Raw genomic sequence first — 21873 nt, 5'->3', positions numbered from 1 at the left:
AGGCGGATGACACGAAGCGGTAACGGCAACAAGAATGCGTGTGTGGCACCGCTCCGGAACTTTCCGGAGACGGTGTCCGTGTTTCGGGGAGGGCCGGGCCGTCTGATGAGCATCGGCCCGAGGAAAGGGCCGAGGAGGGCCGGGTGACGACCTATGACGATCGAGCGAGCCTTACAGATCTGACCACCACAGCGGAGCGGGTGCGCGCGTCGGTGGAGGCTGTGATCGAGGGCAAGCCAGAGGTCGTACGGCTTTCGCTGACCGTGCTGCTCGCCGAGGGGCATCTTCTGATCGAGGATGTCCCCGGCGTGGGCAAGACCATGCTGGCCAAAGCGCTCGCGCGCTCCATCGACTGTTCGGTGCAGCGCATTCAGTTCACCCCCGATCTGCTGCCTTCCGACATCACCGGGGTGTCGATCTACGACCAGCAGCGGCGGGACTTCGAGTTCAAGCCGGGCGCGATCTTCGCTCAGATCGTGATCGGCGACGAGATCAACCGCGCCTCGCCCAAGACCCAGTCGGCGCTGCTGGAGTCCATGGAGGAGCGTCAGGTCACCATCGACGGGCAGACCTACGAACTGCCCAGCCCCTTCATGGTGGTGGCCACCCAGAACCCGGTGGAGATGGAGGGGACGTACCCGCTGCCCGAGGCGCAGCGCGACCGCTTCATGGCCAGGGTCTCGATCGGCTACCCGAGCGCCGAGGCCGAGTTGCAGATGCTGGACGTGCACGGCGGCATATCCCCCCTGGACGACCTCCAGCCGGTGGCGCACGCGCACGACATCGTGAAGCTGATCGACGCGGTGCGCACGGTCCATGTCGCCGAGTCCGTGCGGCGGTACGCGGTCGAGCTGGTCGGGGCGACCCGTAACCACCCCGACCTCAGACTCGGCGCCTCGCCGCGCGCGACGCTCCATCTGCTGCGCGCCGCGAAGGCCGCGGCGGCGCTGAGCGGACGGGACTACGCGCTGCCGGACGATCTCCAGTCCCTGGCGACGGCGGTGCTCGCGCACCGGCTGCTGCCCACGGCCCAGGCACAGCTGAACCGCCGTACCGCCGAGCAGGTCGTGCTGGAGATCCTCCAGCGCGTCCCGGTCCCGACGGCGGGCGGCGGCCAGGGCCCCGGGCGCCAGGCATCGCACGGCGGACCGCTCTACGGCCAGCAGCCCGGCGTACGGCGGCTGTGATGGCGCCCGGGGGGCCGGTGGCCGAGGGCGGCGAGGAGAAGGGCGGGCTGCGGGCCGCGCTGTCCGGACTGACCACGCGCGGCCGGTCGTTCCTCGCGGCCGGGGTCGCGGCGGCCGTCTGCGCCTATGTCCTGGGCCAGTCGGATCTGCTGCGTGTGGGGATCCTGCTCGCCGTGCTGCCGCTGATCTGCGTGGCGGTCCTCTACCGCACCCGTTACCGGGTCGCGGGCAGCCGGCGGCTGTCGCCCTCCCGGGTCCCCGCGGGCTCCGAGGCACGGGTGCAGCTGCGGATGGACAACGTGACGCGGATGCCCACCGGGCTGCTGATGCTCCAGGACCACGTGCCGTACGTGCTCGGCCCGCGCCCCCGGTTCGTGCTGGACCGGGTCGAGCCGGGCGGCCGGCGCGAGGTGTCCTACCGGGTGCGCTCGGATCTGCGCGGGCGGTATCCGCTGGGACCGCTCCAGCTGCGGCTGAGCGACCCCTTCGGGATGTGCGAGCTGACCCGCTCGTTCAGCGCGTACGACACCCTGACCGTCGTCCCGCGCACCGAACCGCTGCCACCGGTACGGCTCGGCGGTGAGGCGTCGGGGTACGGCGAGGGGCGGCAGCGCTCGCTGTCACTGGCCGGCGAGGACGATGTGATCCCCCGCGGCTACCGGCACGGCGACGATCTGCGCCGGGTGCACTGGCGCTCCACGGCCCGCTACGGCGAGCTGATGGTGCGCCGCGAGGAGCAGCCGCAGCGGGCCAGATGCACGGTCCTGCTGGACACCCGGCGAAGCGCCTACCAGGGCGCGGGCCCCGACTCCGCCTTCGAATGGGCGGTGTCGGGCACGGCGTCCGCTCTGGTGCATCTGCTGGAACGCGGCTTCGCGGTACGGCTGTTGACGGACACCGGCAGCTCGATGCCCGGCGAGGGCGGCGACGGCTTCGCGGGGGCGACCCAGGACTCCGCCGACTCGGCCGGGCTGATGATGGACACCCTCGCGGTCGTCGAGCACTCCGACGGCACGGCCCTCTCCCCCGCGTACTCCGTCCTGCGCGGCGGCACCGAAGGGCTGCTGGTCGCGTTCTTCGGCGATCTGGACGAGGAGCAGACGGCGGTGGCGGCCCGGATGCGGCAGCGCAGCGCCGTGGCCGTCGCCTTCGTACTGGACAGCACCGGCTGGACCCAGGGCGCCGACCCCGCGGGGCCCGTCGAGGACCGGCTGCGGCAGCTGCGCGAGGCCGGGTGGACCGCGCTCGCCGTGCCCTCGGGCGCCGCGCTGCCCGAGCTGTGGCAGCTGGCCGCGCGGCAGCGATCGGAATCGGCCGTCACGGGCGGTACGACAGGCTTCTCCGGAGGATGGTCATGAGCGGTAGCGGAAGGCTGGCGCTGTGCGCTTTCGCCGCCACGCTGATGGCGGCGGGCGCCCTGCTGCCGCTGGTCGAACCGGCCCTCTGGCTGCTGCACGCCGCGCTCATGCTGGCGGTCGTCGCCGGGGTGGGCGCGCTGGCCCGGCGGGTGCCGCTTGCCCGGACACTGACCGTGGCGCTCCAGGGCCTCGCCACCCTGCTGATGCTCACGGTGGTCTTCGCCTCGCAGCAGGCGCTGATCGGCGTCGTGCCGACCCCCGAGGTCTTCGCGCACTTCGGCCGGCTGCTCACCGAGGGCGGCGATGACGTCGGCCGGTACGCGATACCGGCGCCCGCCACCGACGGCATCAGGCTGATGCTGATCGGCGGCGTCCTGGTCATCGGGCTCGCGGTGGACGCGATCGCGGTGACCTTCCGCAACGCGGCCCCGGCCGGACTGCCGCTGCTCGCGCTCTACTCGGTCGCCGCGGGCCTCTCCGGCGGCGCCGGGGGCTGGCTGTGGTTCCTCCTCGCGGCAGCGGGCTATCTGCTGCTGCTCCTGGCGGAGGGCCGGGACCGGCTGTCCCAGTGGGGCCGGGTGTTCGGCGGCGCGCCGCGTACGCCGGGCCGGTTCCCGTCGGGACCGGACGCCTCGGGCGGGCGCGCCCCGGTCCGTACCGGACGCCGTATCGGTGTGGTGGCGCTGGGGGTCGCGCTGGTGGTCCCGGCCGCGCTGCCCGCGCTGGACGGCGGCCTGCTGGCCGGCACCGGCGGCGGGAACGGCTCGGGGACGGGCGGCGGGGGCACGATCTCCGCGGTCAACCCGCTGATCTCGCTCCAGGACAATCTGAACCAGCCCGAGGACCGCGAGGCGCTGCGTTACAAGACGAACGCGCCGGACACCCAGGACATGTATCTGCGGATCATGGCGCTGGACAAGTTCGACGGCACGTCCTGGCGGTTCTCGCAACGCGGGGTCGAGGACGTACCGGACCGGCTGCCCGGCTCCCCCGGGCTGAGCCCCGAGGTCTCCACCACCGAGGTCAGGACCAATATCTCGGCCGCCGGCTGGTACCGGCAGAACTATCTGCCGATGCCCTATCCGGCGACCCAGGTGGACATCGAGGGGCGCTGGCGCTTCGAGCCGGCGGGCAGGACGCTGGTGGGCGACCGCGGACAGTCGACGCGCGGCGCGCAGTACGAGGTCAGCAGCCTGCTGGTGAACCCGACCCGGGAGCAGCTCGCCGCGGCGCCCCCGGCCCCGTCGGCGCTGCGCCGTGAGTACACCGAGGTCCCGGCGATCCTGCCGGACATGGTGAAGTCGACGGCGCTCGATGTCACCAGGGGCGCGGCCAACGACTACGAGAAGGCCGTCAGGCTCCAGGACTGGTTCGCGCTGGACGGTGGCTTCACGTACAACACCGAGGTGGACTCGGGCACCGGCGTCACGGCGATCACGCGGTTCCTCAGGAACAAGGAAGGCTTCTGCGTCCACTTCTCCTTCTCGATGGCCGCGATGGCCCGGACGCTGGGCATACCGGCGCGCGTCGCGGTGGGCTTCACGCCGGGCACGCCGCAGCCGGACGGCAGCATGTCCGTCGGGCTGCGTGACGCGCACGCCTGGCCCGAGCTGTACTTCGAGGGCGTCGGGTGGACCCGGTTCGAGCCGACGCCGAGCCGGGGCAGCGCGCCCGACTACACCCGGCAGGACGTGCCGTCCGACGGGCCCAGCGACGTGGCCAGTCCCGATGCGAGCACCTCGGCCGCGCCGTCCGCGGAACCGTCCGCCTCGGACAGCTGCCCGGCGCAGTCACGGCGGCTGGGCGAGTGCGGCGCGGCCGCTCCCGGCGCCGCCCTGCCGCCGACGGATTCCGGTTTCCCGCTGTCGACCGTGCTGTGGATCACCTTGGGCGGGCTCGCGGTGGTGGCGCTGACGCTGCTGCCCCTGCTCTGGCGGACCAGGATCCGGGCCGGCCGGCTGGGATCCGGGGGGCGCACCCCCGCCGACGCGACGGCGCGGACGCTGGCGGCCTGGCGGGAGATCACCGATACCGCCTGGGACCACGGGGTCCCGCCCGACGAATCACGGACACCGCGGAAGGCGGCGGAGCGCATCGTACGGCTCGGCCGGCTGGACGGGGAGGCCGCCGAGGCGGTGCACCGGGTGGCCGGTTCGGTGGAGCAGGTGCTGTACGCGCCCGTGCCACGGCCGGTCACGGGCCTCGCCGACGACGTACGGCGGGTCCGGGAGGGGCTCGACGCCCTGGCCGACCGCTGGCCCCGGCTGCGCGCACTCCTGGTGCCTCGCTCGTCCGTACGGGTGGTCTGGGCCGCCTCGGAGCGCTGGGCGTCCCTCACGGCCCGCTGGGGCCCTCAGCGGCTCTCGCAGGCCACCAGGGCGGCCACCACACGCTGGCGCCCCTCGCGCCAGCGCGGCTGAGCGGCGCGGCGCGGGCGCCGGCCTGGGCGACGCCTCCGTCCTTCGGCACCCGCGCCGGAGGACGGGGGCGGCCCCCGGAAACCAGGAGCCAGAAGCCAAGCCGGAAGCCGGAAACGACTGAGGGGCGAACGCCTGACGCGTTCGCCCCTCGGTCGTACTGTCCACTGGCCCTGTTCGTTCACTGGCCCTGTTCGTCGCGGCGGCGCTGCCACCGCTGCTCGATGCGGTTCATCATCGAGCGGCGCTGTCTCGATTGTGCGGGCGCGGGGCCGCCGGATGGGCTGCCCGCCGCCTGCTGCTGACCTGGTTTGGGCGCTTTGCGCCAGCCGGTGACCGCCAGGACCGCGCAGCCCAGCATGACGAGGAATCCCACCACGCTGATCCAGATCTGCTGGGCGACCATTCCGGCCATGAGGAGCGCGATACCCACCAGGAAGCCTGCGACCGCCTGGTAGACCCGTCGCCGGGTGTACGTACGCAGCCCGCTTCCCTCAAGCGCTGTCGCGAACTTGGGATCTTCGGCGTACAGCGCTCGCTCCATTTGCTCGAGCATTCGCTGCTCGTGCTCCGAGAGCGGCACGGAGTCCTCCTAGTCGTCGGTCGCGGGGGGCGACCGGTATGCGGCTCCTTCAAGGATAGGCAGGGAATCGCCCCCGTGAAACCCGCCCTCAACGCCAATTCGCCATTCCGGGCCGCCATGTCGGCTCGGCCGCTGAGGCGTTGATTCCCCAACCATCGATCCGTCATGCCGGATGGTGTACACCGATCATACGGCGCTTGGCGCCCCGCTGGGGGGCCTGTGGCGTACTCCATGTACGGCTGCGTGGCTGATCAGCCACGCGATCACCGCCCCGGACGGGCTCCGGACCGCCTCCGGACGGCCCAGTACGGCTCCGTAGCGGCTCCAGGACGGCTCCGCGACGGCTCCAGGACGGCTGCGGGGCGGCCCCAGAACCGCTGCGGGGCGGCTCCGGAACCGCCCGGGGCGGCTCCGGAACCACGAAATCCGCGTCAGTCCCGCTTCTCTCCCAGGACGTGCAGCTGGGTGGCGATGGAGTGGAAGGCGGGCAGCTCGGCGGCCGCCGCCTCCAGCTGGAGCAGCGCGTCCAGGGCGCCCGGCTGGGTGTCCACGAGCCCGCCCGGCACCAGGTCCGCGAAGACCCGTACACCGTGCACGGCGCTGATCCGGAGACCGGCTCCGGCGGCCAGCTCCGTGAGCTGCTCCGCGGTGAAGCGCCGGGGCACCGGGTCGCCGGCGCCCCAGCGGCCCGCCGGATCGGTCAGCGCCTGCCGGGCCTCGACGAAATGCCCGGCGAGCGCCCTGGCGAGCACGGCACCGCCCAGACCGGCGGCGAGCAGGCTGAGCGCCCCGGCCGGGCGCAGGGCGTCCACGGCGTTCCGTACGCCCTCGGCCGGATCGTCCACGTACTCCAGGACGCCATGGCAGAGCACCGCGTCGAAGCCGCCGCGCTCGACCACGTCGAAGAGGCCGTGGATGTCGCCCTGGACCCCCCGGACGCGCTCGGCCACTCCGGCCTCGGCCGCCCGGCGCTCCAGCGCGAAGAGCGCGTTCGGGCTGGGGTCCACCACGGTCACGCGATGCCCCAGACGGGCGACGGGCACCGCGAAGTTGCCCGTACCCCCTCCGGTGTCGAGCACGTCCAGAACGTCGGTGCCCGCCACCTTGGCGCGGCGGCCGAGGGCGTCCTTGAGGACCTCCCAGACCACGGCGGTACGCAGGGAGCCGCGGGGGCGGGAGGGCGTCTCCCCACCGGTAACAGGGGAACGGTCCGACACGGCAGTTGACTCCTCGGCGCGGTGCCGCCGCTGGTGGCGGGGCGTGAACGGTGCAGGCTCCGCCCACCCTATTGCCTGGGGCGTGCCGTCCAAGTCCCGCCCGGCCCGCCCCGCGGGCGGACGGCGCCGCTTCGACGGCACGCCACGGACCGCGCCTCCCGGTCACCCAGCGGCATCGCCCTGCCGGGGGTGTTCCGCACGGGGCCGGGGCAGGACGGGTTCGAGGACGAGCAGCCGCTCCACCAGGCGCAGGAACATGCCCGCGTCGCGCAGCAGATCGTCCGCGTCACGGCCGGACGCCGCGCCGGGTATGCCCGCCTCGGCGCGCGCCCTGCGCGGGGCGCCCGAGGCGAAGAGAGCGCTCCACTCGGACAGCTCGGGCGCGATCTCGGTGAGGACCTCCCAGGCGCTCCTGATGCGCCGCCGCCGCTGCGGGGTGGTCTCCGGGCGGCCACGGGCGGCGAGCACCGCGGCGGCGGTGCGCAGGGCGGCGAGATGGGCGGTGGCGTAGCGCTCGTTCGGAGCGTCCAGCGTGGCGGCCTCGTCCAGGCCCGCATGCGCCTGGGCGAGGAGATCGAGGGCCGCGGGCGGGGCCGTGGCCCTGCGCAGGACGGGGTGGACATCGCTCGGCGGACCGGTCAGGGCGGGGGCAGGGCCGTCTGTACGGCGCCGACGTGCGGCACCGGCGTAGGAGCTGGCCATGACGGAACCTCCTGTCGTCGTGTGACGGTGCTGTAGCCGTATGTGTCCATGGTGAGGGACACCACTGACAATCAGCCCTGACCTGCGACTTTGCCTCGCACACCGGTTCGGAGTAGCTTTTGCACTGACCAGTCAGTACAAAGAAATCGAGGCGCCCCGTGGACAGCCAGGAGCACGCGGAGAGCGAGGAGCACACGGAAGGCGAGGCGCACGCGGTGAGCCTGCGGCACGCGGAGAGCGAAGCGCACGCGGAGAGCGAGGAGCACGCGGAGAGCACGCGGGCCGATCCGGACGGCGCGGCCGTCCTCGCCGAGGACTTCGGGCTCAAGGGCGCGCGCGGCTGGGCGTTCCGCCATGTCCACGTCGACGCCGCCCCCGGCACGGTCGTCGTGATCGAGGGCCCCTCGGGCTCGGGGCGCACCTGTCTGCTGCTCGCTCTCACCGGCCGCATGCGCCCCACCGAGGGCCGGGCCGAGATCGCCGGACTGCCCCTGCCCCGCGCCATGGCGGCCGTACGGCGGATCAGCGGCCTCGGCCCTGTCCCGGGCGTCAGCGATCTCGATCCGGCGCTCACCGTCGCCGAGCATCTGCGTGAACGTGCGCTCCTGCAACGCCGGTTCGGCGGATCCCCGCGCTCCCTGCTGCGGCCACGCGCCCGGCGGGCGGCCGAGGCCCGGGACCGTATCGACGCCGCGCTGACCGCCGCCGGGCTCGACACGGCCGCCCTCCCCAAGGGCGAACGCACGTCGGTGCGCGACCTGGAGCGGCTGGAGGCGCTGCGCCTCTCGGTCGCCCTCGCCCTGATCGGCCGGCCCCGGCTGCTGGCCGTGGACGATCTGGACCTCAAGCTCTCCGACGCCGACCGCGCCGCGGCCTGGCGGCTGCTGCGGTCCGTCGCCGAGGACGGCACGACCGTACTCGCCGTGTGCGGCCAGGCCCCCGGGGACCAGGACGCGGGCACCGTCATCATCCGTACGCACAACGAGGAGGGGGCGGCCGATGCGCTCGCCGAAACTGGCCGCGCTTGAGCTGAGGCGCTTCGGCAGGGGAAAGCTCCCGCGCGCCGCGCTCGTCGCGATCCTGCTGCTGCCGCTGCTGTACGGCGCGCTCTATCTGTGGTCGTTCTGGGATCCGTACGGGCGGCTCGACCGGATCCCCGTGGCGCTCGTCAACGACGACAAGGGCGCCACCGCGGCGGGCCGGAAGGTCGCCGCCGGTGACGAGATCACCCGGAGCCTGCGCGAGAGCAAGGTCTTCGCCTGGCACGAGGTGAGCGCGGCCGAGGCGCGCGAGGGCGTGGAGGACGGTTCGTACTACCTCTCCCTGACCATGCCGGCCGACCTCAGCGAGCGGATCGCGTCCAGTTCCGGCGACGCCCCCGAGACCGGCGCGCTCCAGGTGCGGACGAACGACGCCAACAACTACATCGTCGGACAGCTCTCCAGGACCGTGTTCTCCGAGGTGAGGACCGCCGCCTCGACCAACGCCTCGCGCTCCTTCCTCGACCGGATCTTCATCTCCTTCTCGGACATCCACGACGCCACCGCGAAGGCCGCCAAGGGCGCCGACGAGCTCAAGGGCGGTATCGGAAAGGCCCAGAAGGGTTCGAAGGACCTCGTGGACGGGCTGAAGACCGCGAAGGAGGGCAGCGGGGACCTGACGGGCGGGCTGAAGAAGCTCGGCACGGGCGCGAGCGATCTGGACACCGGCGCCCGACAGGTCGCCGCCGGCACCCAGTCGCTCGCCGACAAGATCAACTCGATGGCCGGGAACGTACGTCCGTACCTCAAGGACAACGGGAAGACCATCGGCGATTCGGCGCGGCTCGTGGCGGACTCCTCCCAGTCGATACGGGACAACCTGGGGCTGCTCGTGAAGGCCGCGCCCAGCGCCGCGACGAAGGCCCGCCTGGCCTCCGACGAGCTGAACTCCCTCTACAGGGAACGCTGCGAGAACACCCCCGCCGCCCCGGCCGCCCCTGAGCGCACCCCCGGCACCGGCACGGGCACAGACACCGCCGCTCCCGGCGCCGGTCCCGACCCCGGCGCCTGCCCGTCCCTCAAGCGCGCCAGGACCGCCGCCGCGGACGTGGCCGCCGTCGCCGATGACGTCAACACCCTGGTGAAGAACAACAACGGCGATCTGACGGCGCTGGACGGCCGGCTCGCCACGCTCCAGAAGCAGGCGAAGGCACTCGCCGAGCACGCGCCGAAGCTGGACGACGACCTGGAGACCGCCGTCACGAAGATCAACGCCCTCAACACCGGCGCGCGGAAGGTCGCCGAAGGAGCGGGCCGGCTGCACACCGGACTGACCGACGCCAAGAAGGGCTCCGCCACGCTCAACACCGGTGTCGGCAAGCTCAGTACCGGCGCGGACACCCTCGACGGCGGGCTCTTCAAGCTCGCCGACGGATCGGCCGAGCTGGCCGGAGGGCTCGACGACGGCGCCAAAGAGATCCCCGACTACGACAAGACCGACCGCGACCGGCGGACGGAGGTGATGGCCGACCCCGTCCAGCTCGCCTCGCGCTCGCTGCACGCCGCGCCCAACTACGGCACCGGCTTCGCCCCGTACTTCATCCCGCTCTCCCTCTGGGTCGGCGCGATGGTGGCGTACATGCTGATCCAGCCGCTGAACCGGCGCGCGCTGGCCGCCGGCGCCTCGGCCTGGCGTATCGCCCTCGCGGGCTGGCTGCCCGTCGCCGCGATCGGACTGCTCCAGGCCGGCGCGCTGATCTCCGTACTGCACTGGGCCATCGGCCTGGAGATGGCGCGCGCCGCCGGAACGGTCGGCTTCCTGGCGCTGGTCACCTGCTGCTTCACCGCGATCGTCCAGTGGCTCAACGCCCGCTTCGGACCGGCGGGCCGGATCCTCGTGCTGGCGCTGCTGATGCTCCAGCTGACCTCGGCGGGCGGCACCTATCCCGTCCAGACCAGTCCGGGCTTCTTCGGCGCCATCCACCCCTTCCTGCCGATGAGTTACGTGGTCGACGCGCTGCGCAGACTCATCTCGGGCGGCGGGCTCGGCCCCGTATGGCAGGGCTGTGCCGTGCTCGCCGCCTTCACCGCGGGCGCGCTGGCGCTGACCGCCCTGTCCGCGCGGCGCAAGCAGGTATGGACACTGGACCGGCTGCACCCCGAGCTGAGCCTGTGAGCGCGCAGGACATGCGGCGGGCGCGGAGGAGCTGTGACGGCGGAGGACCTGTGACAATCGTCGCCATGGACAGCAGCAGCACCCGCCGCCAGGCCACCCGGCAGAAGCTCTACGAGGCGGCGGTGACCCTCATCGCCGAACAGGGCTTCTCGGCGACGACGGTGGACGAGATCGCCGAACGCGCCGGGGTCGCCAAGGGCACGGTCTACTACAACTTCAAGAGCAAGACGGAGCTTTTCGAGGAGCTGCTGCGGCACGGCGTCGGACTGCTCGCCTCGTCCCTGCGGACGGCGGCCGACACCACGGCGGAGCGCGGCGGCAGCAAGATCGAGGCGCTGGACGCGATGATCGGGGCCGGTCTGGTCTTCATCGACCGCTATCCCGCTTTCACACAGCTGTACGTCGCCGAGCTGTGGCGGACCAACCGGGCCTGGCAGTCGACGCTGTTGGTGGTGCGCCAGGAGGCCGTCGCGGTCGTCGAGAGGGTGCTCGGGGAGGCCGTCGAGGGCGGTGAGCTGAGCGACGAGATCGACGTGCCCCTGACGGCGGCGGCGCTGGTCGGGATGGTGCTCGTGGCGGCGCTCGACTGGCAGGCGTTCCAGCCCGAGCGGTCCATGGACGATGTGCACGCGGCGCTCTCGCGGCTGCTGCACGGCCGGGTCGGCGGACGCTGACGCCCGTACGCGCCCCGCGTACGTACGTGCGCCGGTCCGGTGAGGCTCCATCCCCCTGAGCCTCGCCGGACCGGCGCGTTCCCCCGTATCCCGTATCCCCCGGTACCCCCCGGTCCTCGCACCCCCAGTCCCCGTACCCCCCGGTCCCCGTACCCCGTTCTCCGGGATGCCGGAGAGCCCGCTTCCCCGTGATCCTCTGATCCCCCGTGGTCGCTGGGCTCCCCGTCCGCACCCCCGTTACGTCAGGGGAGCCGCGCAGTTCCGCCGCCCCGTGTCGGCGGTGCCGGCGCCGCGCCCCTTCCGTGGTCCCCACTCTTCCGTCCGCGCAGGTCGGAGCCCATCCGCGTGCCTACTCATCTCCCCCACTAGGTACCGGTACTCAGTCCTGCGTACTCCCGCCCAGCACGGCCGTGGCATCACGCGGCGCGGTCGTGGCATCACGCGGGGAACGGCCGGAGACCGGTGCTCCCCCGGCGCTCTAAAATCGCTGCCATGGCACGGATTGCGGTGATCGGCGCCGGGATGGGCGCCATGGCGGCGGCCGCCCGGCTCGCGGTGGCGGGTCAGCGGGTGACGGTGTACGAACGCGCGGCGACGTACGGCGGGTCGGTGGGCCGGTTCGAGCGGGACGGGTTCGTCTTCGACACCGGGCCCGGTCTGCTGCATCTGCCGGCCGTCTACCGCGATCTCTTCGTCAAGACCGGCAAGGAGCCGCTGGAGAGCCGCGTCCGGCTCGGTCAGGTGGATCCGGCGAGCCGGCATGTCTTCGCCGACGGCACCGGCGTACGGCTGCCCAACGCGTCGCGCGGCGGCGTGGTCTCCGCCCTGGACGCGGCGCTGGGCGCGGGCGCCGGGGAGCGCTGGGGGGAGTTCCTCGGCCGGGCCCGGGACGCCTGGGACCGCTCGCGGCGCCCGCTGCTGGAGGAGCCGCTGTGGGCGGACTGGCGGGTGCTGGGCCGGGATCCGTATCCGGCCGTACGGCAGCGGCGGCTGCTCCGCGGCGCCCGGCAGGCCACGACGGTCGCGGAGATCGGTGCCTGGGAGCTGGCCGACCCGCGGCTGGCGGCGCTGTTGGACGGCTACGCCCTGTCGTACGGGCTCGACCCGCGGCACGCCCCGGCGAGCGCCGCCCTGCTGCCGTATCTGGAGCAGACCTTCGGCAGCTGGTATGTCGGGGGCGGCATGCGGGAGTTGGCGCGCGCGGTGTACGAACGGTGCCTGGCCCGCCGGGTGGAGTTCGTCTTCGGCGCCGAGGTGACCCGGATCGTCGAGAAGGACGGCGCGGCGACGGGCATCGAGCTGGCGGACGGCACGGTCGCGGAGGCCGACCATGTGGTGGCGGGAATCGCGCCCGGCCCTCTCGTGGAGTGGCGGCTCGACGCGGACGGTGACGTACGGCCGCCCGGCACGGACGCGGGTGGTGCCGTGCGGCCGGGCCGGTTCACGGTGCTGCTGGCGCTGCGCGGCGCCCGCGAACCCGGCGCCGCGCACCGGACGGTGGTGCACTCCCCCGACGGAAGCGCCGAGGCGGCCGAGGTGTTCGCCGGGCGGACCGCGGCGCGGCCCACGGTCACGGTGCTGCGGCCCGACGACGCGGCGACGCGCCCCGACGACGGCCACGAGGCGGTCACGCTCACCGCGACGGTGGCCCCGGACGGGCCGGTCGACTGGTCCGACGCCGCGCTGCGCGAGCGGTACGCCGATGCGCTGGTGGCGGCCGCCGGGGCCGCCGTGCCGGGAATCGCGGAGCGGCTCCTGTGGCGCGAGGTGCGCACCCCGGCCGATACGGCGGCGCTGACGGGGGCCGCGGGCGGTTCCGTACCGGCGCCCGCGCTGGCCGGGGCCGAGGGCCGGCTGCTGCTTCCGGGGAACCCCACCCGGCTGTCCGGGCTGTACCGCGCGGGAGGCTGGGCGCATCCGGGCGGCGGGCTCGCGCACGCCGGGATGTCGGGGGCGCTGGTCGCCGGACTGATCGTCGAAGGGGCGGACTTCCGCGGCTCGCGGTGAGCCACGCGGGCCGTCACCATGCCCGCTCGGTCAACGGGCGCGCCGCCGACCGTTCCTGACGGCCCGCCGACGCGCGTCGCCGGTCGCCCGTCGTCGGTCGCCCGTCAGTAGCGGTACTGCTGCTCGTTGTAGTCGGGGTCCGGGTAGCCGGGCCGGCGCGGCTCTTCGTGGGGCATCGGCGGGAACTGCTCGCCGTCGCGGTCGCGCTGCTGCGGGACCCACACGCCGCCGGGCGGGGTGTCGCCGCCGTACTGCTGCTGGTTGCCGTACGGGTCGGCGTACTGCTGCCGGCCGCCGAAGCTGTCGTACGAGCCGTACTGCCCGCCGCTGTCGGCCGAGCCGGCGTACGGGTCGGTGTACCCGGCGTACTGCTGCTGCCCGGCGTCGTAGCCGTACTGCTGCTGCGCGTACGCGTCCTGGCCGGGATACATGTCCTGACCGGAGTGGTAGGCGTCCTGGGGCACGTATCCGTCCTGGCCCGCGGGCTGGTGCTGCCCGTACCCCGGATACGCGTCGTATCCGCCGCCGTCGCCGTACTCGTGCGCGCCGGCACCGGGCGCGGTGCCCGCGCCCATGCCCGCGCCCGCGTGCGGCTGCTGACGCGCCTCACGGGCCGCGTCGTCGTATATCCCGTACTGCCCCGTGTCGTCGGGCAGCGGCTCCGGCTCGTAGACCGCGGCGGTCGGCGCGGGCGCCTCCGGCTCGTACGCGGGCGGTTCGTACGCGGCCGGTTCGTACTCCAGGTCCGAGACCTCCAGCGCGGGTTCGCGCTCCTGCGCCTGCCGGCTCCCTGCCTTGCGGCGGCGGCTCGCGCCCGGACTGCCGCCTATCGCCCAGCCCGTCGAGAAGCCGCGGCGGAAGGACAGCGTCACATACGTCTGGCCGACCGCGAACGCGATCGCGCCCAGCGCGATGACGAATATGGAAGGGATCAGTACGCCGAGGACCACGCCCATGAACCCGGTGAAGGCGAGCACGCGCCAGCGCAGCCGCGCCTTGTACTGGAGCAGCACCTCACCGAGCAGCCACAGGGCCACGATGCCGAAAGCGATGTAGAGGACCGTCCAGCCCATGCCCGCCCCTCTCCTGGGCCCACCGCCCGGGGACAGGGCGGGTACGGCCGGTCACGACTGCTCGTGCAGTCCGAGATTCTCGTAGATTTCGAGCGTCGCCGTGGAGTTGTTGAGCGTGATGAAGTGCAAGCCGGGGACACCCTCGGAGAGCAGCTCGGCGCAGAACTCCGTCGCGAACTCGATGCCAATGGAGCGTACAGCGGCGGGATCCTCCCTGACGGAGAGGATCCGCTCTTTCAGCTCGGGCGGGAAGACCGCGGTGGAGAGCTGTGGCAATCGCTCCAGCATCTTCACACTGGTGACGGGCATGATTTCCGGAATGATGGGCGTCTCGCAACCGGCCGCGGCGGCGCGGTCGCGCAGCCGCAGATAGCCCTCGGGGTCGAAGAACATCTGCGTGATCGCGTAATCGGCGCCCGCGCGGCACTTGTCCACGAAGTGCCTGACGTCCGTGTCCCAGTCGGTGGACCGCGGATGCATCTCGGGGAAGGCCGCCACTCCGACGCAGAAGTCGCCGGACTCCTTGATCAGCCTGACCAGTTCAACGGCGTAGCGCACACCGTCCGGGTGCTTGACCCACTCGCCCATGGGGTCGCCGGGCGGATCGCCGCGTACGGCGAGGATGTTGCGGATCCCGGCGTCGGCGTACTGCCCGACCATGTTGCGCAGCTCGGCGACGGACTGACCGACGGCAGTGAGGTGCGCGACCGGTGTGAGCGTGCTGTCGGCGGCGATCCGCTCGGTGGCCCTGACCGTGCCCGCGCGGGTGGAGCCACCCGCGCCGTAGGTCACGGAGACGAAGCTCGGGGCGACCGCTTCGATCCGGCGCAACGCGTTCCAGAGGTTCCGCTCGCCCTTCTCCGTCTTGGGCGCCCAGAACTCGAACGAGTACGAAGTCTTGCCGGTCGCGAGCAGATCACGCACGGTCAGCGCGTGATCCGATCTGGTCGAAGCTGTGCCTAGGGCCATATGTGCAGGCTATCGAGGGTGGGGCGGTCCCCCAACCGGACGAGGGGCTTTTGCCCGGATTGCCGGTTAAGTAGCCGCGCTCCGGCACGGCACGTCCCCGTGCGCCGCGCTCCCGTCATCCGTACGCCGCACTCCGGCCATCCGTACACCCCGCCGCCGTCACACGGCACGGTCGCGCACGCGCTTCGCCAGGGCCGCGGTCGCCGCCGCCGGGTCGTCCGCCTCGGTGATCGCCCGGACGACGACGACCCTGCGGGCACCGGCGTCCAGCACCTCGTCGAGACGGGCGGCGTCGATCCCGCCGATCGCGAACCACGGACGATCCGTGGCACGGGACGCGGCGTACCGCACCAGGTCGAGCCCCGGGGCGTGGCGGCCCGGCTTGGTGGGGGTGGGCCAGCAGGGGCCCGTACAGAAGTAGTCCACGCCGGGCTCGGCGACCGCCGCGTCCACCTCGGCCTCGGCATGGGTGGAACGGCCGATCAGCGGCCTGTCCCCGAGGATCGCGCGCGCGGCGGGGACGGGCAGATCGCCCTGTCCCAGATGCAGCACGTCGGAGCCGATGGCATGGGCCACATCGGCGCGGTCGTTCACGGCGAGCAGCCGGCCGTGCCTGCGGCAGGCGTCGGCGAAGACCTGGAGGTGGTCCAGCTCCTCGGCCGCCTCCATGCCCTTGTCGCGCAGCTGCACGATGTCCACGCCCGACGCGAGCACGGCGTCGAGGAACTCGGCGAGATCCCCCTGCCGCTTACGGGCGTCCGTGCACAGATAGAGCCGGGCGTCGGACAGCGACGCGGAAGCCGCGGAAGCCGTGGCCATGGAAGATCCCCCCGTGATGTGTGGGTCGGCGGTGCGCGGCGGCCCGCGTACGGCCGGCGGACGGCCGTACGGGGGCGCCGCGCACCGCGGATGGCGATGTCGTCAGACGGCGAGCGCCTGGGCCCGGCGCTTCACCTCCGTGCCGCGATTCTCACTGAGCGCCTGCGCGGGCGTGCCCGGCAGGCTGGGGTCGGGGGTGAAGAGCCACTCGAGCATCTCTTCGTCGGTGAAACTGTCGTCCCTCAGGAGCGTCAGGGTGCCGGCGAGGCCCTTGACCACCTTGTTGCCGTCGATGAAGGCGGCGGGCACCTGGAGCGTCCTGTTCTCGCCGCGGCGCACCGCGATCAGCTGGCCTTCCTTCACCAACTGCCGCACACGCGTCACCTCGACGTCGAGCTTTTCCGCGATGTCGGGCAGGTGAAGCCAGGCGGGGACGAGAGCATCGATCTTTGCGTCAATCTCGGTCACAAGGACAAGCGTGCCATCCCGGACTGACAGACGGTAGCCGAGAAGCCCCAATCGGGCCGCCGCCCCGGCGGTGCCGCGATCCCGCACGAGGTCAGAGCACGGCCTTGCGCAGCGGTACGGACGGGTCCGCGGTCCGCTCCGGATCCAGCCGCGCGCCCGCCTCGATGAGCTTGCGGCCCTGCGCCAGATCCCGGGGCCTGCCGACGGCCAGCAGCGCGGTCGGCGCCCCGTCCCGCAGCCACACCACCGACCAGGCGCTCCCGGCGGGATCACCGCGCCGGACCAGGGTGTCACCGTCCGCGTGGTGGCCCGCGTACTGCACGAAGCGGCCGAACTGCTCGGACCAGAAGTACGGCACGGGGTCGTAGATCTCGTCGGTCTCGCCGACCACCTGCGCGGCGACCGTGCGCGGCCCCTGGAGCGCGTTGTCCCAGTGATGGACGAGCAGTCGCTCTCCGTAACGGGCCGAGGGGAACGAGGCGCAGTCACCCACCGCGTACACCTCCGGCAGCGAGGTCCGCAGCCGCTCGTCCGCCACGATGGCGCCGTCCGGGCCCAGCTCCATCCCCGATCCGGCCAGCCAGCCCGTCGCGGGCCGCGCGCCGATGCCCACGACCACCGCGTCCGCGTCCAGCCGCCGGCCGTCCGCGAGGAGCACCGCGCCCGGTTCGACACCGGCCACCCGGGCGTCCGTCAGCAGTTCGGCGCCGCTCTCCGCGTACCAGCCGGTCATGGGAGCGGCGACGTCGGCGGGCAGGGCGCCCGCGAGCGGCCGGTCGGCCGCCTCGACGACCGTCACGGCGCAGCCCGCCTCCCGGGCGGCCGTGGTGAACTCCGCGCCGATCCACCCCGCGCCGACGACCACGACCCGCTGCCTGCGGCCGAGCACCGGACGCAGCCGCTCCGCGTCGTCCAGCGTGCGCAGCAGATGGACGCCGGGCAGCGACTCGGTGCCCGGCAGGGCGATCGGTTCCGCGCCGGTCGCGATGACGAGGACGTCGTACGGGACGGGCCCGCGCGCGGTGTCCAGTTCCCGCGCGCCGGGGCGCAGTCCGGTCACGTCGAGGCCGAGCCTGAGCCGGACGGACAGCGCCGCGAAGTCGATGTCGAAGGCCGGGCTCTCCGCCTTGCCCAGCAGGACCGCCTTGGAGAGCGGGGGCCGGTCGTACGGTGGATGCGGCTCGGCGCCGAGTACGGTGACCGGGCCGCCGAAGCCCTTCTCCCGCAGGGCCACCGCGGTCTGCACGCCCGCCATGCCCGCGCCGACGACGACCACCCTCGGCTCTCCGGCCGGTTCTGTCTCCCGCTGTCTCTCGCTCACCCGATCACCTTAGACAGCCCGTCCCGGACAACTCCCGGAATGTCGGCGGGAACCTGTTCCACCACGCTCGTGCCGCTGCCCTCCTGGGACTCCCACTCCCAGGTCTCCTCCAGCCGCACCCGGCCGTCGGGAAGGCCGACCACGGTGGAGACGCAGTGCCCCGACGACGTCGCGCCGTCCCGCTTCAGCTGTACGTACCGGAAGTCCAGCCGGTCGCCCTCGCGCGTCCCGACGAGATAGCCGCGGACCACGTCACCGCCCTCGTACTCGGCGCGGATCACGCCGTCCTCCTCGCGGTAGACGAAGCGGGTGGCGGTGCCCACCTGCCCCGGTGCCTGGTCGGCGACCGGGGAAAGGACGAGTCCGTCCAGTGAACGGGCCACGGTAATCGCTCCCTTACAGCGCGGAGGTCAGGGCGTTAGGCTGGCAGCCGACACTACCTCGCGGGAGTCCGGACGCACCGGGCTGAGAGGGAGGCTGAGGCGGCCTCCGACCGTACGAACCTGATCCGGGTCATGCCGGCGAAGGGAGGGGCTGGACGCCCATGCAGTCACCCCATGAAGGAACAACGGGCTCCGACGTCCTCGTCATCGGGGGCGGGATCATCGGGCTGGTCACCGCCTGGCGCGCGGCGCAGCACGGGCTGCGCACCGCCGTCACCGACCCCGATCCCGGCGGCGGCGCGGCGCGGGTCGCGGCGGGGATGCTCGCGGCCGTCACCGAACTCCACTACGGCGAGGAGACGTTGCTCGGCCTCAACCTCGCCTCCGCCGCGCGCTATCCGGACTTCGTCGCCGAACTGGAGGCGGCGAGCGGGCAGGACACCGGCTACCGGGCGTGCGGCACGCTCGCCGTCGCCCTCGACACCGACGACCGCGCACAGTTGCGCGAACTGCACGCCTTCCAGCAGCGTTGCGGGCTGACGTCCCAGTGGCTCACGGGCCGTGAGTGCCGGCGCCTGGAGCCGATGCTCGCGCCGGGCGTACGCGGCGGTCTGCGCGTCGACGAGGACCACCAGATCGATCCCCGCCGGCTGGCGGCGGCCCTGCTGACCGCGTGCGAACGGGCCGGGGTGGTCGTCCACCGCGCCCACGCCGACCGGCTCTCCGTCGTGGGCGACCGGGCCGCCGGCGCCGTCCTGGCCGACGGCAGCGCGCTCACCGCGGACCAGGTGGTGCTGGCGGGCGGCAGCCTCAGCGGCCGGCTCGGGGGCGTACCGGCCGATGTCCTGCCGCCGGTACGGCCCGTCAAGGGCCAGGTCCTGCGCCTGACCGTGCCCGGTACATACGCGCCCTTCCTCTCCAGGACGGTACGGGCCGCCGTGCGCGGCAGCCACGTCTATCTGGTGCCGCGCGAGAACGGCGAACTGGTCGTCGGCGCCACCAGCGAGGAACTCGGCTGGGACACCACGGTCACGGCGGGCGGGGTGTACCAACTGCTGCGGGACGCGCACGAACTCGTCCCCGGCATCACGGAACTGCCGCTCACCGAAACCGTCGCCGGGCTGCGCCCCGGCTCACCGGACAACGCGCCGCTGCTCGGACCCACCGCGCTGCCGGGGCTGTCCCTGGCCACCGGCCACTACCGCAACGGGGTCCTGCTCACGCCCGTCACGGGCGACGCGATGGCCACGGTGCTGACGACCGGCGAACTGCCCCCGGAGGCCCGTGCCTTCTCCCCGTCGCGGTTCTCCTCGCGCCCCTCGCCCGTCGCGTCCATCCGTCAGGAGCAGACCGCATGAACATCTCCGTGAACGGCGAGCCCCGCGAGCTCGCGCCCGCCACCACCCTCGACGTCGTGGTCGCCACGCTCGCCCCCGCGCCCTCGGGGGTCGCCGCGGCCGTCAACGAGACGGTGATCCCGCGCACCCGCTGGTCCGGCACACCGCTCAACGACGGCGACCGCGTCGAAGTCCTCACCGCGGTCCAGGGAGGCTGAACCATGGCCGACGACCCGCTGACCATCGGCTCCGCCACGTTCGCCTCCCGGCTGATCATGGGCACGGGCGGCGCGCCCAGCCTCGACGTGCTGGAACGCTCCCTGACCGCCTCGGGCACCGAACTCACCACGGTCGCGATGCGCCGCCTCGACCCCGCCGTGCACGGCTCCGTCCTGTCCGTACTCGACTCGCTCGGCATCCGCGCGCTGCCCAACACGGCGGGCTGCTTCACCGCCGGGGAGGCGGTGCTCACGGCGCGTCTCGCCCGCGAGGCGCTCGGTACGGACTGGATCAAGCTGGAGGTGGTCGCGGACGAGCGCACGCTGCTGCCCGACCCCATCGAGCTGCTCGACGCGGCGGAGACCCTCGTCGACGACGGCTTCACGGTCCTGCCGTACACCAACGACGATCCCGTGCTCGCGGCGAAGCTGGAGGACGTGGGGTGCGCGGCGATCATGCCGCTGGGCTCCCCGATCGGCTCCGGCCTCGGTATCCGCAATCCGCACAACTTCGAGCTGATCGTGGAGCGGGCGGGGGTGCCGGTGATCCTGGACGCGGGCGCGGGCACGGCCTCGGACGCGGCGCTGGCGATGGAGCTGGGGTGCGCGGCGGTGATGCTGGCGTCGGCGGTGACGCGGGCGCGGGAGCCGGTGCTGATGGCGGAGGCGATGCGGCACGCGGTGTCGGCGGGGCGGCTGGCGTGGCGGGCGGGGCGGATGCCGCGGCGGCGGATCGCGTGGGCGTCGTCGCCGGTGGAGGGGGTGGCGACGCTGGACCCGGAGAGGCCGGCGTTCCCCTAGGTGTATTGATCACGAGCGTTGTTGACACCGGCCGGGCTTGATCATGGCGAAGACCTCCGGTGTGGTGGAGGTGTCTAAGCTGCACCGCACACGGAGGTCTTCGTGTCCCACCGTAATGCCCGGCTGACCGTTCACGGCAGGCGGATCCTGGTCGAGCGTGTCCTTGCGGGCCGTCCGGTCGCGCATGTCGCCGCGGAGATGGGCGTATCCCGGCCGACTGCTCACAAGTGGGTCCGCCGGTGGCGGGCCGAAGGTGACAGCGGCCTCGCCGACCGTCCGAGCAGGCCCCGCACGACCCCGCACCGCACCCCGGTCTCGGTCGAGGCCGAGGTGTGCCGTCTGAGGACCGGCCGCAAGCTCGGGCCGGCCCGGATCGGCCCGGTTCTGGGCCTGCCCGCTTCGACCGTGCACCGGATCCTGGTCCGCCACGGCCTGAACCGGCTCGCCTTCCTGGACCGTCCCACCGGCCGGGTGATCCGCCGCTACGAACACGCCCGGCCGGGCGACCTGGTCCACGTCGACATCAAGAAGCTCGGCAACATCCCCGACGGGGGCGGCCACAAGGTCATGGACCGCCGACAGGCGATGGACAACAAGCTCGTGACCACCGGTGAGCGCAGGAGCCGCAAGCCGGTGATCGGCTACTCCTTCGTCCACTCCGCGGTCGACGACCACTCCCGCCTGGCCTACAGCGAAGTCCTGCCCGACGAACGCCAGCACACGGCCGCGGGCTTCTGGCAGCGGGCGAACGCCTTCTTCGCCGCCCACGGCATCACCGTCCAGCGGGTCCTCACCGACAACGGCTCCTGCTACAAGGCCCGGCTGTTCACCCGGACCCTGGCCGCCGACGGCATCGCACACAAGAAGATCCGGCCCTACCGGCCGCAGACCAACGGCAAGGTCGAACGCTTCAACCGCACCCTCCTGGACGAGTGGGCCTACCTGCGGCCCTACACCTCGAACAAGGAACGGACCGAGGCCCTGGCAGACTTCCTCCACACCTACAACCACCACCGCAGCCACACCGCACTCAACGGACACCCGCCCATCAGCCGCGTTAACAACGTTGCGGGTCAATACACCTAGGGCGTGTCCTTGTCGCCGGGTTGCGGTCTCGTACGGCCGGTTCCGGGGCCCGTCGCTCGTGCGGGCGGTGAAGGGGGCGCGCAGGGGCCGTGTCCGG

Annotated in this window: 20 protein-coding genes and 1 riboswitch; of the genes, 11 read left to right on the top strand and 9 right to left on the bottom strand. The window is 73.0% G+C overall.

The annotated features are described in order from the left end of the window. Positions 1-143: 143 nt before the first annotated feature. Genes ACIOGX_RS09345 through ACIOGX_RS09335 form a run of 3 tightly spaced genes read left to right on the top strand, consistent with a single transcriptional unit; the run spans position 144 to position 4965 of the window. Positions 144-1187 carry a MoxR family ATPase gene (locus ACIOGX_RS09345; RefSeq protein WP_129766858.1) on the top strand — a complete coding sequence of 348 codons (1044 nt, stop codon included), beginning with the start codon at positions 144-146 and terminating at the stop codon, positions 1185-1187. Further along, positions 1187-2545 carry a DUF58 domain-containing protein gene (locus ACIOGX_RS09340; RefSeq protein WP_401911597.1) on the top strand — a complete coding sequence of 453 codons (1359 nt, stop codon included), beginning with the start codon at positions 1187-1189 and terminating at the stop codon, positions 2543-2545. Before ACIOGX_RS09345 ends, ACIOGX_RS09340 begins: the two co-directional genes overlap by 1 nt. Next, complete coding sequence (locus ACIOGX_RS09335; RefSeq protein WP_401911594.1) at positions 2542-4965, top strand: DUF3488 and DUF4129 domain-containing transglutaminase family protein; 2424 nt, start codon at positions 2542-2544, stop codon at positions 4963-4965. The genes ACIOGX_RS09340 and ACIOGX_RS09335 overlap by 4 nt, the downstream gene beginning before the upstream one ends. Positions 4966-5143: 178 nt before the next feature. Here ACIOGX_RS09335 and ACIOGX_RS09330 read toward each other — a convergent pair whose 3' ends face one another. The 3 genes from ACIOGX_RS09330 to ACIOGX_RS09320 all read right to left on the bottom strand — a co-directional run bounded on the left by ACIOGX_RS09330 (position 5144) and on the right by ACIOGX_RS09320 (position 7464). Further along, positions 5144-5545, bottom strand: coding sequence for a DUF3040 domain-containing protein (locus ACIOGX_RS09330; RefSeq protein ID WP_356507225.1), 402 nt, complete (start codon positions 5543-5545; stop codon positions 5144-5146). Positions 5546-5976: 431 nt separating this feature from the next. After that, positions 5977-6693 (bottom strand): methyltransferase, encoded by a 717-nt coding sequence (locus ACIOGX_RS09325; RefSeq protein ID WP_356507517.1) that lies wholly within the window; start codon positions 6691-6693, stop codon positions 5977-5979. A 231-nt stretch (positions 6694-6924) separates the two neighbouring features. Then, a complete protein-coding gene (locus ACIOGX_RS09320) occupies positions 6925-7464 on the bottom strand; it encodes an SAV_6107 family HEPN domain-containing protein (protein WP_383966024.1) in 540 nt (179 codons plus the stop codon). A gap of 158 nt (positions 7465-7622) precedes the next feature. Between ACIOGX_RS09320 and ACIOGX_RS09315 the strand changes: the two genes are divergently transcribed. From ACIOGX_RS09315 to ACIOGX_RS09300, 4 genes are all read left to right on the top strand, one after another. Beyond that, on the top strand, positions 7623-8492 hold the full coding sequence (locus ACIOGX_RS09315) for an ATP-binding cassette domain-containing protein (protein ID WP_401911591.1): 870 nt from the start codon (positions 7623-7625) through the stop codon (positions 8490-8492). Next, on the top strand, positions 8464-10620 hold the full coding sequence (locus tag ACIOGX_RS09310) for a YhgE/Pip family protein (RefSeq protein WP_401911588.1): 2157 nt from the start codon (positions 8464-8466) through the stop codon (positions 10618-10620). Before ACIOGX_RS09315 ends, ACIOGX_RS09310 begins: the two co-directional genes overlap by 29 nt. Positions 10621-10685: 65 nt before the next feature. Further along, a complete protein-coding gene (locus ACIOGX_RS09305; protein ID WP_356507218.1) occupies positions 10686-11294 on the top strand; it encodes a TetR/AcrR family transcriptional regulator in 609 nt (202 codons plus the stop codon). Positions 11295-11786: 492 nt separating this feature from the next. Then, entirely contained in the window at positions 11787-13301 is a 1515-nt protein-coding gene (locus ACIOGX_RS09300; RefSeq protein WP_401911585.1) for a phytoene desaturase family protein, read from the top strand. A 104-nt stretch (positions 13302-13405) separates the two neighbouring features. Here ACIOGX_RS09300 and ACIOGX_RS09295 read toward each other — a convergent pair whose 3' ends face one another. The 6 genes from ACIOGX_RS09295 to ACIOGX_RS09270 all read right to left on the bottom strand — a co-directional run bounded on the left by ACIOGX_RS09295 (position 13406) and on the right by ACIOGX_RS09270 (position 18334). Further along, a complete protein-coding gene (locus tag ACIOGX_RS09295) occupies positions 13406-14374 on the bottom strand; it encodes a hypothetical protein (RefSeq protein WP_401911582.1) in 969 nt (322 codons plus the stop codon). Positions 14375-14425: 51 nt separating this feature from the next. After that, on the bottom strand, positions 14426-15343 hold the full coding sequence (gene metF, locus ACIOGX_RS09290; RefSeq protein ID WP_129769747.1) for a methylenetetrahydrofolate reductase [NAD(P)H]: 918 nt from the start codon (positions 15341-15343) through the stop codon (positions 14426-14428). Between the two features lie 159 nt (positions 15344-15502). Then, positions 15503-16162, bottom strand: coding sequence for a thiamine phosphate synthase (thiE, locus tag ACIOGX_RS09285; RefSeq protein ID WP_401763100.1), 660 nt, complete (start codon positions 16160-16162; stop codon positions 15503-15505). 102 nt (positions 16163-16264) lie between these two features. Then, positions 16265-16630, bottom strand: coding sequence for an Rv2175c family DNA-binding protein (locus tag ACIOGX_RS09280; protein ID WP_129769749.1), 366 nt, complete (start codon positions 16628-16630; stop codon positions 16265-16267). Between the two features lie 91 nt (positions 16631-16721). Next, positions 16722-17951: an NAD(P)/FAD-dependent oxidoreductase gene (locus ACIOGX_RS09275; protein WP_383966046.1), complete on the bottom strand. Its 1230-nt coding sequence runs from the start codon at positions 17949-17951 to the stop codon at positions 16722-16724. Next, complete coding sequence (locus ACIOGX_RS09270) at positions 17948-18334, bottom strand: hypothetical protein (RefSeq protein WP_356507207.1); 387 nt, start codon at positions 18332-18334, stop codon at positions 17948-17950. Before ACIOGX_RS09270 ends, ACIOGX_RS09275 begins: the two co-directional genes overlap by 4 nt. A 50-nt stretch (positions 18335-18384) precedes the next feature. Then, positions 18385-18498, top strand: a riboswitch (TPP riboswitch). On the opposite strand from ACIOGX_RS09270, the gene thiO reads away from it, so the two are divergent. From thiO to ACIOGX_RS09250, 4 genes are all read left to right on the top strand, one after another. Then, positions 18496-19692: a glycine oxidase ThiO gene (gene thiO, locus ACIOGX_RS09265; RefSeq protein WP_401911576.1), complete on the top strand. Its 1197-nt coding sequence runs from the start codon at positions 18496-18498 to the stop codon at positions 19690-19692. Its footprint overlaps the riboswitch before it by 3 nt. Next, entirely contained in the window at positions 19689-19889 is a 201-nt protein-coding gene (gene thiS / locus ACIOGX_RS09260; RefSeq protein ID WP_129769753.1) for a sulfur carrier protein ThiS, read from the top strand. The genes thiO and thiS overlap by 4 nt, the downstream gene beginning before the upstream one ends. A gap of 3 nt (positions 19890-19892) precedes the next feature. After that, positions 19893-20690, top strand: a complete 798-nt coding sequence (locus tag ACIOGX_RS09255) for a thiazole synthase (RefSeq protein WP_401911573.1) — start codon at positions 19893-19895, stop codon at positions 20688-20690. Positions 20691-20792: 102 nt separating this feature from the next. Then, positions 20793-21776: an IS481 family transposase gene (locus ACIOGX_RS09250; protein ID WP_401911571.1), complete on the top strand. Its 984-nt coding sequence runs from the start codon at positions 20793-20795 to the stop codon at positions 21774-21776. Positions 21777-21873 lie beyond the last annotated feature (97 nt).

It is taken from the genome of Streptomyces sp. NPDC088147, assembly GCF_044741565.1.
Taxonomy (GTDB): domain Bacteria; phylum Actinomycetota; class Actinomycetes; order Streptomycetales; family Streptomycetaceae; genus Streptomyces.
Note: the sequence above shows the minus strand (reverse complement) of the source record. Positions and strands in the feature narration are given on the sequence as shown.

What these genes read in the sequence shown, in the direction of transcription:
- thiO (WP_401911576.1), top strand. Translation starts at nt 18,496, where the DNA reads ATGCAGTCACCCCATGAAGGAACAACGGGCTCCGACGTCCTCGTCATC.
- ACIOGX_RS09320 (WP_383966024.1), bottom strand. Translation starts at nt 7,464, where the DNA reads ATGGCCAGCTCCTACGCCGGTGCCGCACGTCGGCGCCGTACAGACGGC.
- thiE (WP_401763100.1), bottom strand. Translation starts at nt 16,162, where the DNA reads ATGGCCACGGCTTCCGCGGCTTCCGCGTCGCTGTCCGACGCCCGGCTC.
- ACIOGX_RS09300 (WP_401911585.1), top strand. Translation starts at nt 11,787, where the DNA reads ATGGCACGGATTGCGGTGATCGGCGCCGGGATGGGCGCCATGGCGGCG.
- ACIOGX_RS09295 (WP_401911582.1), bottom strand. Translation starts at nt 14,374, where the DNA reads ATGGGCTGGACGGTCCTCTACATCGCTTTCGGCATCGTGGCCCTGTGG.
- ACIOGX_RS09340 (WP_401911597.1), top strand. Translation starts at nt 1,187, where the DNA reads ATGGCGCCCGGGGGGCCGGTGGCCGAGGGCGGCGAGGAGAAGGGCGGG.
- ACIOGX_RS09255 (WP_401911573.1), top strand. Translation starts at nt 19,893, where the DNA reads ATGGCCGACGACCCGCTGACCATCGGCTCCGCCACGTTCGCCTCCCGG.
- ACIOGX_RS09310 (WP_401911588.1), top strand. Translation starts at nt 8,464, where the DNA reads ATGCGCTCGCCGAAACTGGCCGCGCTTGAGCTGAGGCGCTTCGGCAGG.
- ACIOGX_RS09335 (WP_401911594.1), top strand. Translation starts at nt 2,542, where the DNA reads ATGAGCGGTAGCGGAAGGCTGGCGCTGTGCGCTTTCGCCGCCACGCTG.
- ACIOGX_RS09305 (WP_356507218.1), top strand. Translation starts at nt 10,686, where the DNA reads ATGGACAGCAGCAGCACCCGCCGCCAGGCCACCCGGCAGAAGCTCTAC.
- metF (WP_129769747.1), bottom strand. Translation starts at nt 15,343, where the DNA reads ATGGCCCTAGGCACAGCTTCGACCAGATCGGATCACGCGCTGACCGTG.
- thiS (WP_129769753.1), top strand. Translation starts at nt 19,689, where the DNA reads ATGAACATCTCCGTGAACGGCGAGCCCCGCGAGCTCGCGCCCGCCACC.